Genomic DNA, 12,792 nt, shown 5'->3' on the forward strand with positions numbered 1-12,792 from the left:
CGACTATCAGGCAGCCATTTCATGGAACAGCAACAACCGCCGGCGGGCCCGCGTTGGCTCGCCTTTGCCGCGCTAATCGCCGGCATGCTGATGGGCAGCAGTGCGCAGGCAGCGGCGTTCGACGTCAGCGATGTGGAGACCCACGGCGATTGGCAGGTGGCCACGCTCTCGGCACCCGGCGAGGCTGAGGGACCGCGCCATTTCCGTGCCGTGGAAAGCGCCAGCTATACCGACGCTACCTTGAGCGTCAACGCCACGCCCGGCGTGTGCGATATGCCCTGGCTGGAAATGCGGGTGAGGCTGGATACGCTGGAGCAGGCAACACCGGAGACGCGTGTATTGCCCGCCCAGCTGCGGGTGGACGATAAAACCCTGCAGAAAAGCGTCGTCGAGTTTTTTACCCAACCCGCCAACAACGGCTTTTATGTCCACTTTTACCTGAATGACCGGGCGAGACTGTTGAATGACATGCGTTCCGGCGAGCAGCTATTCCTGGGCTTTGATCTGGGCGAACGCGACCCCTGGTACATGATCTTCAGCATGGACGGGGCGGGCGATGCCATCGACGCTGCACTAACGCGCTGCCGTCGCGCTACCGGCATCTGAAGCGGTATCCGCCGGTTTACGCAACACCAGCTCCACGCGCCGGTTGGCGGCGCGCCCTTCGGTAGTGGCGTTGGCCTCAAGCGGGCGGGTTGCGGCATAGCCCACGGCGCGCATGTGATCCAGGTCGATGCCCTTGTCGCTTAAATGCCGCAGCACCGCAATGGCACGCCCGGCGGATAGCTCCCAGTTGGAAGGAAAGCGTGCCGTGGAGATGGGCACGTTATCCGTATGGCCCTCAATGGAAATCAGGCCACTGAACGATTCCAGCATATCGACCAGGCCGGCAACGACGTCGCGGCCCTGATCGGTCAATCGCGCACGACCGCTGGAAAACAGCAGGCTGTTGTCAATCCGCAGCGTGACGCCCTGCTCCCCCTGACTGACGTCAACGCCGGGAATATCCATGCCGGAAAAGGCCGGGCTCAGGCCGCTGTGGCGCGGCTTGATGCCGGTCGCCATGGACGACAGCGACATGGACGGCACGGCAGTGGCGGAGCGGTCGCGCTGACTTTCGCTGTTCTCGCCGCCGCCGGGCGGTGTCAGTGCCAACAGCAGCACAAACAGCGTAATCAGCAGCGTCAGCACGTCGAGATAGCTGGTCAGCCAGCTTTCATCACCCTCACCGTCACCCCCGGCCGGCATGGGCTCAAGCGTACGGCGGGTATCCTTGTCCAGCATGTGGCTATATTCCTTTTGCCGCTATTCCTTTTTCCGCGCTTTCCTTGCCGACTTTGCCGAGGCTTTATTGCCCGAATCGCGGATTTCATCGTGGTAGTTGGCCACAAAGGAGTTCAGCGTTTCTTCAATGAACGAGGGCAGACGGCGCTTGGTAATCAGTGAAATCCCTTCCAGCACCATGTTCATGGTAATCAGGCGCTCTTCGGTACGCCGTTCCAGCTTCACGGCAATGGGTTTGAAAATCAGGTTGGCCATCAGGATACCGTAGAAGGTGGTGAGCAGCGCCACCGCCATGCGCGGCCCGATTACGTCCAGATCGCCGGCATCCATGACTTCCAGCATGTTCACCAGCCCCACCAGGGTACCGATCATGCCGAACGCGGGGGCATAGGTAGCCATGGTGCGGAAAATCTGTGCTTCGGCGTGCTCGCGCGCTTTCAGCCGGGCAATGCGCCAGCGCAACATATCGAAGATTTCTTCTTCCTTGGTGTTGGCAATCACCAGCTGAATGCCCGAGCGCAGAAAAGGATTCTGGGTGTACTGCAGCTGATCTTCCACCGCGCGCACGTCGCCCTTGAACCATAGCCGCGACATATCCACCAGTTCCTTGATGTCATCGCGTACATAGGTGTTTTCCCGCCGGAAGACCAGCCCCACCAGACGTACGACGCGAATCACCTCGCGCAGCGGATAGCTGATGAACGTGGCCGCCAGAGTGCCGGTCACCACAATCGCCAGTCCCGGCAAATTCAAAAAGCTTTCGGGAGACTCTGCGGTAAAAAACAGCACGCTTACCAGCAGCACAATGCTGGCAAACATGCCGATCAGTGTTGATGGATTCATCGACGGCTCCTCACCGGATGCGTAAAAAACAAGGGGCGTGCATCCTGCACGCCGGCGTTTCTACCATGTGTGTTATGCGCTTTCATCAGAAGACCCGGCCGGGTCGTTCAGCCAGGCGCGCAGACGGCTGACGGCCTGGCTGTGGAGCTGGGAGACGCGAGACTCGGTAACCCCGAGCACCGCCCCGACCTCCTTGAGGTTCAGCTCTTCCTGATAATAAAGCGCCATGAGCAATTTCTCGCGCTCGGGCAGCGCCTCGATAGCCTGTGTCAGGCCTTCACGCTGCTGCTGACCCAGCAGCCGATCGAACGGCAGGCCCAGGGCTTCACCGCCCCCCGGCGCCTCGCCGTTATCCACCGTCAGCTCTTCGTAGGGCAGCAGGTAGCCGCTGTTGGCGTCGTGCAACAGCTGCTGATAGTCCGCGAGCGGCATATCCAGCTCACCGGCAATTTCGGGCTCTTCGGGCGCGCGGCCAAGACGTTGCTCCAGGCGCCGCACGGCGCCATCCACCGAGCGCGCAGCACGACGTACGCTGCGCGGCAACCAGTCGCGCGTGCGCAGCTCGTCCATCATGGCGCCGCGAATTCGCTGGCTGGCAAAGGTGGCGAAGCTGGCTCCCTGGCTGGCATCGAAACGGCCGAGCGCTTCCAACAGGCCCAGCGTACCGGCCTGGATCAGGTCATCCAGCTCGATGCTGGCCGGCAACTTCACCTGCAGACTCAGCGCCTGGCGCCTGACCAGCGGCATATACTCGGTCAGCTGATCCTGTTGCTTGTATTTGCCTTGTGCTGTGTACATCGTCTCGCCTCAAAGCCCTTGATACGTCCCGTTGCCCTTATTGATAGTTCACGATGACTGTTGACTCCTTGACGCGAAACGGGCTTTCCCCGGGGGGCAAACGAAAACGGAATTCCAATGGCGCATCGGCAGGATAGCCGGCAAATGCGCGAGTTGTGCCACGCCGCTGTGTCAGCGACAGGCAATCCTGCGGATGGCATAGCCAGGCATCGACCAATCTGCCCGGCGGCGTGGCAAAACGCCATTGCACGCGCCCCATGACGCGCCCCGCCACGTCGGCGGAGGCCGGCGGCACCGCCGCCTGGGTGGCGCTGGTACGGTCGCTCATCGCCACCATTCTGCCCGGCACCGATACCACCCAGCTGCCGGTCGCCGCCAACCCGGGCGTCAACCCGGCGCCCAGCAGCAGCGTCAGGCACAGCCCCGGTAACCGCGAGGGCGTTGTTACATGGCGCATGCTGTTCTCCCTTCCGCGTTCGGCGATTCACCGACGCTGCTAGCGGGCCAGCACCAGCAGGTCGATGCCGGCATAGGCGTGAGCCGCTCCCTGCAAGTTATCCAGCAAGCCGGCGCGTGGCAAGTGCGGCTCGTGCAGCGCCAAAAGGCGCCTGGGGCCCCCGCCGCGAGCCAGGTCGCACAGGGTGCGATAGGTCTCGGTAAAGGCATCGGCGCTGCTGTCGACCCACAGCGCCCAGCGCGCGTGCTCTTGCGCGAGGCGGGGCAGCGCCGGATCGTCGGGCATCACCGGGCGGACATCCCAGTCGTCCGACGTACCGGCCCAGCGCCGCCCCAGTGCCGACCATTGGCCGAGGCGTTCCTTGACGCGCTCCATCTGGCGCGGCCCGCGGCCGGGTAGCCCGACCACCATGAGCACGGCCCGAGTACGCGGCGAACGCTGCGGCGGCGGTGACGGCGCCGGCTCTGTATCGGGCAATGTCGGCGCAGCGTTGGCCCGGGAGGCGCCGGCAACGTCAGGCATACGTTCATTGGCTTCGCCATTGGCGTTGGCGTCGGCACTGGCGTTGTCGCCGTCATCGGCCTGTTGATGGCGCTGCAGGCTCGCCCACTGGCGCAGCCCGGCGGCCTGATCCGTCCGGTTACCGCTCACACCACGCCCTCCTGGTTGACGCTACCCAGTTGGCGGATCGCATCGCGCGCCATCAGCGCATACAGCAGAGCATCGAGCATGGCCGTATCGCGGCGCCGCCGACGGGCACCCAGCAGCGCCAGCAAATCCCGCCGCAGGGTGGCGGCGGCCTCATCATCGGCCATGTCCAGGTGGCCGACAACGGCTGCGGCACCGCTGGCCATAAGCAGGCGCACTTCGGCGCTGACATCACCGTCGTCATCGTTTCTGATTTGCTCAAAAGCCCGCCTGGTGAGCGCAGCCAGCCCTTCTCCCTGAAGCTGAGTGATCAGCAGTGACAACACTTCGGCACCCAGCCGGCGCGGTGTCAGCCAGTAGCGGCGCACCACGGTTTTGGCGCTTTCGGGATCGCACACCTCACCGTACCACGCCAGCATCGGCCGGCCTTCGTCATCGGAGACTTCGGCGTAGACATTCCACAGCTGCATGTCCCGGGCGCGAAAACGCACGCCCGACTGATGGGTCAGGGTGCTGTCGAGAAACAACTGGCGCAGCGATGTCCGCTCGCCGTCGGCATACACTCGCTGCGCCCCGCGGGACTGGCTGACCCAGGTCAGCCTGCCGGCTTCCAGCCAATCGCAGGTTGCCGCATCGGGCAGCGTCGGCAACAGGTGCACGGCAATACCGTCGCGCTCGGTCAGCGTTTTCACACGCTGCTGCCACCCGGCGGGCTGGCGGTGCTGCAGCCAGGGCAGCGCCAGGGTCGCGCCATCCGGATCCAGCCCCACGTCCGGCATGGCCCAGTCGCAGCCGCGCTCGTTGCGCCTGGCCGACCAGCGCACACCCAGCGCTTCCCCGTCTGCCGGATACATCTCCAGCAGCTGTTCAAGCCGCGTCAGCTGCACAGCGCCGGGCATCGCGGCCAGGTCCCAGCATTGTTCCAGGGCGTCAAAGCCCCCAACCCGGCTGCGCAAGCGTCCCAGCAGCGACGACAGGCGGCGCCCCTGCCCCAGCACGTCCTGCGACCAGCGCGGTAGACGTACCGGTGCCGGAGGTGGCGCCTGGGTGCTGCCCGCCGCTCGCGGGGCGGCGCTGTCCAGCGCCTGGCTCATCAGCTCGGAAGCGTCGGCCACCGCCATATCTTCGGGCACTCGCTGGCCGTGAGAGCCGAACAGCACGCGCATGCCGTGGCGCATGACAATGTCGAGCACCGGTCCCAGGCGGCCGGCCTCGTCCTGCTTGGTAATAATCCCGTCATCCAGCCCGGCACCCGCGGCGCGGGCGGCCTGGCGGTAGCGCAGGACGACTTCTTCCAGCGTCTCCGGCTGGCTGGCGGCATTGAGCAGCAGCGCCATACGGACCCGGGAGTGGCCGTCCTGCAGATGGGCGATCTGTTCGATAACACGCTGATCGCGCTGACTCATGCCGACGGTATCGACGATTACCCATTGTTTGCCCTGCAGTCGGTGCAGCAAATCATCAATGGGCTGTTCGGCATCCAGCGCGTACATGGGAATATCCAGCAGACGCGCATAGATACGCAGCTGCTCGTGGGCACCGATACGAAAGCTGTCCGTGGTAACCAGCGCCACCGGGCGAGTGCCGTGGCGCATGACAAAGCGCGCGGCCAGCTTGGCCGTCGTCGTGGTCTTGCCCACGCCGGTGGGGCCGACCAGCGCGACAATACCGGTCTGGTCGAAAAAAGCGTCTTCGTCATCGAGTACCGCCAGCTTTTGCACCAGCTGCTCGCGCAGCCAGGCCAGTGGCTGATCATTGTCTTCAGGCAACGCGGCGAGCTCGGCCGGCAACCCTTCCAGCAACTCGTTGGCAATTTCCACGCTGAAACCCAGATCAAACAGCATCTGATGCAGACGCACGCGCCAGCCCTGGGGCGTCGTCTTGTCCGGGACGCTGGTGCTGCCGGCGAGCAGCTCGCGCATGTCCTGCATTTCCCTGAGCAGCTTCTCGCTCATGGTAGCCACCGGGTCCGCCGGGCTTGCCGACGACGACGATGCGGATGATGGCGGCGTAGAGGGCGGCTGCGAAGGCGTCTGCTGCGAGGAAGTTGGCTGCGAGAAAGTCGGCTGCGAGGGAGCGGGCTGTGCCTGCTGCGCCTGCTGCTGAACCTGCGCATAGCTGCCCGCAGGGGTTCTGGCGGGAGGCGGCGTCGCCGGCGCATCGGCCGCGGATGACGCCAGGCCGTCTACCGCCCCGTCGGCCATGGCCAGAATTTCCACGCCATCGTCCATCCGGCGGTTGGCCACAATCAGCGCATCGTCGCCGAGCGCATCGCGAACCTGGCGCATAACCTCACGACTGGTGGCTCCCACGAAACGTCTTACGCTCATGCTTTATCCTTTAGCTGGGTTAACCTTGGTGTCCGACGCACGCGATCAGGACCCGCCGCCGACAACCGTCACCACGCGCAGGGTGCGATCATCGGGTATTTCGGCCTGCGACATGACCACCAGATGTCGCAAACGACGGCGCAGGAAGCGTGCCAGAACCGCGCGCAGCGAGTGCTGCACCACCAACACCGGCGGCTCGCCGGCTTCTTCATGGCGCCCCAGCGCCTGCTCGGTCTGCGTCATGAGCGTATCCGCCAGCCCCGGCTCCATGGCGCCGTTGCCGTTCATGGCCTGCAGGAGAACCTGCTCCAGCTGGGCATCCAGCCCCATGACGTTGAGCGTCTCCTGGCCGACAAACCACTGCTGGGTGATCGCACGCCCCAGCGCGACCCGCACCAGCGAGGTGAGCTCGCCGGCATCCTGCTGCTGCGGTGCGTATTCGGCCAGGGTATCGAGAATGGTGCGCATATCGCGGATGGAGACATCTTCTTCCAGCAGGTGCTGCAGAATGCGCTGCAGCACGGTGAGCGAGATGGCCTTGGGCACCACTTCCTCGACCAGGGCCTTCTGATCGTCACCCACTTTATCGAGCAGTTTCTGCACTTCCTGACGCCCCAGCATTTCCGGCGAGTGACGGTGCAGCAGGTGGTTCAGGTGGGTCGCAATCACGGTGCTGGCATCGACCACGGTGTAGCCGAATACCTGGGCATGTTCGCGCTGTTCGCTGTCGATCCACACCGCCGGCAGGCCAAAAGCCGGGTCTTCGGTGGCCGTGCCCTGCAGCTCGCCGGATACCTGACCGGGATCAATCGCCAGCCACTTGCCGGTCTGGGCTTCGGCGCGCCCGATTTCGGCGCCTTTCAGCGACAGCACATAGGCGCTGGGATCGAGCTCCAGGTTATCGCGGATATGCACCACCGGGGGCAAGAAGCCGACTTCCTGGGCAAATTTCTTGCGCACGCTCTTGATGCGCCCCAGCAGTTCTCCCTGCTGACGCGCATCCACCAGAGGGATCAGGCGGTGGCCGACTTCCAGCCCCAGGGTATCCACCAGCTGGACGTCGTCCCAGCTGGCCTCCGGCGTTTCCTGAACCGGAACCGGCGTTTCCGCCATGTCCTGCTCGACCAGCTGCTGATCCTTCTGCCGGGTCAGGAACCACGCCAGCGTTGCCAGCAGCACGGTGAAAATAATGAAGACCAGGTTGGGCATGCCCGGGATGATGCCCAACAGCCCCATGACAATAGCGCCCAGGATCATCACCTGCGGGTTGACGAACAGCTGGCTCATCATCTGCTGGCCAACGTCCTGATCGGTGTTGACCCGCGATACGGTAACGCCGGCGGCCGTCGAGATAACCAGCGCGGGAATCTGTGCGACCAGGCCGTCGCCGATGGTCAGCAGGGTATAAGTCTGGCCGGCATCGGCAAAGCCCATGCCGTGCTGCAGCATGCCGATCATCAGCCCGCCGAGCACGTTGACCACCATGATCACCAGGCCGGCCATGGCGTCGCCGCGCACGAACTTGCTCGCGCCATCCATGGAGCCGTAAAAGTCGGCTTCCTGAGCGACTTCTTCGCGGCGGTTCTTGGCGTCTTCTTCACCGATCAGTCCGGCGTTGAGGTCGGCGTCGATGGCCATCTGTTTGCCGGGCATGGCATCGAGCATGAAACGCGCGCCCACTTCGGCAATACGGCCCGCGCCCTTGGTGATAACCATGAAGTTGATCACCACCAGGATGATGAAAACCACCAGGCCCACCGCAAAGTTGCCGCCAACCAGAAAGGTACCGAACGCTTCGATCACCTTGCCCGCTGCGGCACCGCCTTCATGGCCGTTCAACAGTACGATCCGGGTGGAGGCCACGTTCAAGGACAGGCGCAATAGCGTGGTAAACAGCAACACCGAGGGAAACGCGGCAAATTCCAGCGGTTTTTCGGCAAACATGCTCACCAGCAGGACCAGGATGGCCAGGGCGATATTGAAGGTGAACAGCAGGTCGAGAACGAAGGGCGGCAGGGGCAGAATCATCATGCCCAGAATCATCAGGATGAGCAGCGGCCCGGCCAGCAGCTTCATCCGTACCTCGCCCATCCAGTCACGCTGGTTGAAAAGCTGAGTCATGCTTTTCATGGCGATGCCTCACTGCCGTTGTTACGGCTGTCCATTTCCGGCGGGACCGGAAGGTGTTCGGGGGTTGGGGGCACCTCGCCTCCTTGGTCGGTAACGTGCCTCAGGCGGTACGCCCAGGCCATGACTTCGGCAACAGCGGTATACAGCTGGGCGGGAATTTCCGTATCCAGGTCCACGTGATGGTACAGGGCGCGTGCCAGCGGTGCGGCTTCCAGCCGGGGAACGCGGGCGTCTTCACCGACCTCGCGAATCCTGTCGGCAACCGCGTCGGCCCCTTTGGCTACCAGGCGCGGCGCGCCCATCCTGCCTTCCTGATACTTGAGCGCCACAGCATAGTGGGTCGGGTTGGTAATGACCACGTCGGCGTCGGGGACTTCGCTCATCATGCGCCCGCGCGCCATCGCCTGCTGCTGCTGGCGGATGCGTGCCTTGACCTGGGGATCACCCTCTGACTCCTTGTGCTCGCGCTTGACTTCGTCCTTGCTCATGCGCAATTTCTTGGCATGGCTGTAAAGCTGGAAAGGGATGTCAATCAGAATAACCACGATCAGCGCCAGCACCATCAGACCGGCCGCCTGGGCGGCCATCATTAGTGCCGTTGCCAGCCCCTGGCGTACCGACAGATCCATCAGCGACAGGAACTTGCCCACGTTGAGATACAAAAACGAGGCCGCCACGCTGCCAACCAGCAAGGCCTTGAACAGCGCCTTGAACAGCTCGATCAGCGCCTGAAGGGCAAAAATGCGCTTGATGCCGGACACCGGGTTGAGCTTGGAGATCTTGGGCTGCATCGACTTGGCGGAAATCAGCCAGCCCCCCAGCAGCGCCGGTGCGACCATGGCAATCAAGGCCAGCAGCAAGTATAACGGCATCATGGCAAACAGCACGCGCTTGCCCGAATCCAGCGCAGCGATCAGCATCGACGTGGTTTCAAACACCTGGCGGCGATCAAACAGAAAGGCCTGCTCCATCACCCCCCCGATCTTGCCGAATAGCGTCGGCCCCATGCCGGCAAGGCCAATGACCCCGCCCAGCAGCATAAGAAAGGTTGTCAGCTCGCGTGAGCGCGGTATCTGCCCTTCCTCGCGCGCTTTTTCTTCGCGTCGGGGCGTGGCATCTTCGGTTTTTTCCTCGTCGCTATCGCTATCTGCCATTACTACTTGCCTTGACGCGATGCGCCATGAAAAAACATGCCTTGAAGCGCCGCCTCAACGTCGCTGGCAGCTGCCGGTTCCCGGGCGATTCAGCAGGTGCAACAGCGCTTCCCTGCGGTCACGGTCGGGCACAGCCCATCAGGTAGAGGCTAAAAGCCCAGGTCGTCGAGCAAATCGTCGACCTGGTCCTGATCGCTGACCGTCTCGGGCTCATCATCCTTGACCTGTGGCCCGTTCAAAAGCTCTTCGTTGCGCCGATTATTCTCGCTTTCCCACTGATCTTCGGCCTTGCGCTGCATGGTTTCGCGTGCGTCGGCCTCGGGCATGCTGTCGATGAGCACCTGTACCAGCTGCTGCTCGATCTCGCGGATCACGTCCATCATCTTCTTGATCACCTGGCCGGTCAGGTCCTGAAAGTCCTGGGCCATCATGATTTCAAGAAGTTCCTTGCCGGTATCAGAGGTCATGTCGGGCACCTCACCCAGATACGAGCGGGTATCCCTGACCAGTGCCCTGGCGTCTTCCAGCTCCTGGGGTTCGGCAAACCACTGCGCCCAGCGGGTATCCAGCGACTGGGCGCGCTCGGACAGCTTATCCTGCACCGGCTGGGCACGATCCACGGCGTTGAGCGCGCGCTCGGCCGCCTGTTCGGTCATGGCCCCGACGTAGTGCAAACGATCCCGCGCATCGGGGATCGCTTCCGCGGCCTTTTCCACTTCCTTGTCCAGGCCCAGCTCGCGCATGTTTTCACGCAACATGCGCGTTAGCTTGCCAATACGATGAATCAACTCATCGGAGGCTTCATCAGATGGCTCGGCCGACTCGGCCTGATCGTTCGGACTCATGTGGGTGCCCCTCTGTGTTTACGCCGCCGTATCATCGCGATGTCATTTGCCCAGCTTGTCAAAGATCTTGTTGAGCTTCTCTTCCAGCGTCGCAGCCGTGAACGGCTTGACCACGTAGCCGTTGGCACCGGCCTGAGCGGCAGCGATGATGTTTTCCTTTTTGGCTTCGGCCGTGACCATCAGCACCGGCAGGTCCTTGAGCGCATCGTCTTCACGCATTTCCTTGAGCATTTCCAGCCCGTCGAGATTGGGCATGTTCCAGTCGGACACCACAAACTCGAAGTTGCCGGCGCGCATCTTGTTCAGTGCATCCTGGCCGTCCTCGGCTTCCTCGACGTTGGTAAACCCCAGCTCCTTGAGCAGGCTGCGCACAATGCGGCGCATGGTGGGGAAGTCGTCAATAACCAGAAAGCTCATGTTCTTGTCTGCCATTTGTGATCCTCTTTGTGTACATGGCATGGGTAGGGTGCCCCATGGCACGGGCACCCGTCAGTTGATACGCCAGGCGCCCGGTACGGGCGCGTGGTCAATCGCGTCGTTAAAATTCTTCCCAGTCGTCGGTATCGCTCGCCGACGAAGCCGGGATATCCGGCGCTGCCTTCGCATTATGCGGTTCTCGGCGCGATGTTTCACGCGCTGTTTGTGCCGAGACGGACGCATTACCTGGCAGGGTCGCGGAAGACGCGCCGCCATGGCCGCTCAGCTGAAACACGGACACGGCATCTTCCAGACGACTGGCCTGGTCCTCAAGGGCCGAGGCGGCAATCGAAGCCTGCTGAACCAGCGAAGCGTTTTGCTGTGTTACCTGGTCCATCTGGCCCACCGCCTGGCTGACCTGCTCAATGCCGTCGCTTTGTTCATTCGAGGCTGCCGAAATTTCATCCATGATATCGGTCACCCGGCGTACCGAGCTGAGCGTTTCCTCCATGGTCGAGCCGGCCTGCTCCACCAGCGTCGAGCCTTCGTTGATCTGCGAAACCGAGGCGTCGATCAGCGTCTTGATTTCGCGCGCGGCATCAGCGCTGCGGCTGGCCAGATTGCGTACCTCTCCGGCCACCACGGCAAACCCACGCCCCTGTTCGCCGGCGCGAGCCGCCTCGACCGAGGCGTTGAGCGCCAGAATGTTGGTTTGAAACGCAATGGAGTCAATCAGCCCGGTAATATCGGCCACCTGCTGCGAACTCTGCGAAATACCGTGCATGGTGCTGACCACCTGGCCCACCACTTCCCCGCCATGCTCGGCGGTTTTGGTGGCCTCCTGCGCCAGACCGTTGGCCTGGCGGGCATTATCGGCGTTCTGCCGCACGGTAGCGGTCAACTGCTCCATGCTGGATGCGGTTTCCTGCAACGAAGACGCCTGCTCTTCGGTACGCGAGGACAGGTCGGCGTTGCCGCCAGCGATTTCCCGTGCGCGACCGTAAATCGTCCCCGTACCCTCGCGCACATTGCCGACGGTCTGGGTCAGGCTTTGCTGCATGTCGCGCATGGCAGCAAACAGCTGGCCGATCTCGTTACGGCTGAGCACGCGGACCTCTCCGGTAAGATCAGCTCGGGCGATACGCTCGATATGGCTCACTGCCTGTTGCAGCGGGCGAATCACGATTTTGCGCAAGCCCAGATAAATGATCGCTACGACCAGCACCAACACCGCCAGCAACCCGATCCGGGCCCACTGGAACATGCCGGTCAGCTCGTCGTGGTCGCTGATGACGTTTTCACCGCGCGAGTCGGCATAGTGAACAAATTCGTTCAGCGCGGCATACATGGCATCCAGCGACGTGCCCATACGCTCGCGCTGCGCATGAAAGGCGTCAACGTTACCCTGCTCCAGCCGGTCATGCTGATCGCGCACCAGCCCGATCACCTTGCTGAACGTCGTTTTGACCTCGTTGACCAGGGGCTCGCCTCGTGGCGTCACCGGCACGGATTTGAACGTATTAAAACGGCTTTCGGCGCGCCGGACCAGATCCTGCGATGATGTCAGCCGGTTGGCGACGGAACCCTCCCGACCACTGACCAGCTGGCTTGCAGCCACCTCGAGTTCACCCATCGCACCGCGCAGCAGCGAATCAGCCCGGTTGATTTCATTCAGCTGGTTCACGTTGATCGTCACCAGCGTATCCAGAGCCTCGTCAGCGGAGCGCTCACTTACTTTCATCATGCTTAACAAGGCGATGAAAAGCACCACGAAACAAACCAGCACCGCAATCATCAATTTGTGGATACTGATCCGGCGCAAAAACGTTACCATACGAGCTTTCCCTGTCGCGTTGAATAATCGGGTGGTTGTTCTTTGGACTGTC

Annotated in this window: 12 protein-coding genes; 1 reads left to right on the top strand and 11 read right to left on the bottom strand. The window is 62.7% G+C overall.

Translation table 11 applies throughout. The annotated features are described in order from the left end of the window. Nucleotides 1-21 precede the first annotated feature (21 nt). A complete protein-coding gene (locus C793_RS0100705) occupies nucleotides 22-606 on the top strand; it encodes an invasion associated locus B family protein (protein ID WP_017429020.1) in 585 nt (194 codons plus the stop codon). Here C793_RS0100705 and C793_RS0100710 read toward each other — a convergent pair. The 11 genes from C793_RS0100710 to C793_RS14765 all read right to left on the bottom strand — a co-directional run bounded on the left by C793_RS0100710 (nucleotide 574) and on the right by C793_RS14765 (nucleotide 12,740). Continuing rightward, nucleotides 574-1,284: an OmpA/MotB family protein gene (locus C793_RS0100710; protein ID WP_017429021.1), complete on the bottom strand. Its 711-nt coding sequence runs from the start codon at nucleotides 1,282-1,284 to the stop codon at nucleotides 574-576. The two genes, C793_RS0100705 and C793_RS0100710, sit on opposite strands and share 33 nt — an antisense overlap. Nucleotides 1,285-1,305: 21 nt before the next feature. Beyond that, nucleotides 1,306-2,127 (bottom strand): motility protein A, encoded by an 822-nt coding sequence (locus C793_RS0100715; RefSeq protein WP_017429022.1) that lies wholly within the window; start codon nucleotides 2,125-2,127, stop codon nucleotides 1,306-1,308. A 72-nt stretch (nucleotides 2,128-2,199) separates the two neighbouring features. Further along, a complete protein-coding gene (locus C793_RS0100720; protein WP_017429023.1) occupies nucleotides 2,200-2,925 on the bottom strand; it encodes an RNA polymerase sigma factor FliA in 726 nt (241 codons plus the stop codon). Between the two features lie 37 nt (nucleotides 2,926-2,962). Then, nucleotides 2,963-3,382: a flagellar protein FlhE gene (locus tag C793_RS14175; RefSeq protein ID WP_083871868.1), complete on the bottom strand. Its 420-nt coding sequence runs from the start codon at nucleotides 3,380-3,382 to the stop codon at nucleotides 2,963-2,965. 39 nt (nucleotides 3,383-3,421) lie between these two features. After that, on the bottom strand, nucleotides 3,422-4,033 hold the full coding sequence (locus tag C793_RS0100730; RefSeq protein WP_017429025.1) for a hypothetical protein: 612 nt from the start codon (nucleotides 4,031-4,033) through the stop codon (nucleotides 3,422-3,424). Beyond that, entirely contained in the window at nucleotides 4,030-6,360 is a 2,331-nt protein-coding gene (gene flhF / locus C793_RS0100735) for a flagellar biosynthesis GTPase FlhF (protein ID WP_017429026.1), read from the bottom strand. The genes C793_RS0100730 and flhF overlap by 4 nt, the downstream gene beginning before the upstream one ends. Nucleotides 6,361-6,405: 45 nt before the next feature. Beyond that, nucleotides 6,406-8,490 (bottom strand): flagellar biosynthesis protein FlhA, encoded by a 2,085-nt coding sequence (gene flhA, locus C793_RS0100740; RefSeq protein ID WP_017429027.1) that lies wholly within the window; start codon nucleotides 8,488-8,490, stop codon nucleotides 6,406-6,408. Continuing rightward, complete coding sequence (gene flhB, locus C793_RS0100745) at nucleotides 8,487-9,644, bottom strand: flagellar biosynthesis protein FlhB (protein ID WP_017429028.1); 1,158 nt, start codon at nucleotides 9,642-9,644, stop codon at nucleotides 8,487-8,489. The genes flhA and flhB overlap by 4 nt, the downstream gene beginning before the upstream one ends. A gap of 149 nt (nucleotides 9,645-9,793) precedes the next feature. Continuing rightward, nucleotides 9,794-10,489 (bottom strand): protein phosphatase CheZ, encoded by a 696-nt coding sequence (cheZ, locus tag C793_RS0100750; protein WP_017429029.1) that lies wholly within the window; start codon nucleotides 10,487-10,489, stop codon nucleotides 9,794-9,796. A gap of 42 nt (nucleotides 10,490-10,531) precedes the next feature. Continuing rightward, nucleotides 10,532-10,921 (bottom strand): chemotaxis response regulator CheY, encoded by a 390-nt coding sequence (cheY, locus tag C793_RS0100755; protein WP_017429030.1) that lies wholly within the window; start codon nucleotides 10,919-10,921, stop codon nucleotides 10,532-10,534. 106 nt (nucleotides 10,922-11,027) lie between these two features. Next, a complete protein-coding gene (locus C793_RS14765) occupies nucleotides 11,028-12,740 on the bottom strand; it encodes a methyl-accepting chemotaxis protein (protein WP_017429031.1) in 1,713 nt (570 codons plus the stop codon). Between the last annotated feature and the right edge of the window lie 52 nt (nucleotides 12,741-12,792).

Source organism: Vreelandella jeotgali Hwa (assembly GCF_000334215.1).
GTDB classification, from domain to species: Bacteria; Pseudomonadota; Gammaproteobacteria; order Pseudomonadales; family Halomonadaceae; genus Vreelandella; species Vreelandella jeotgali.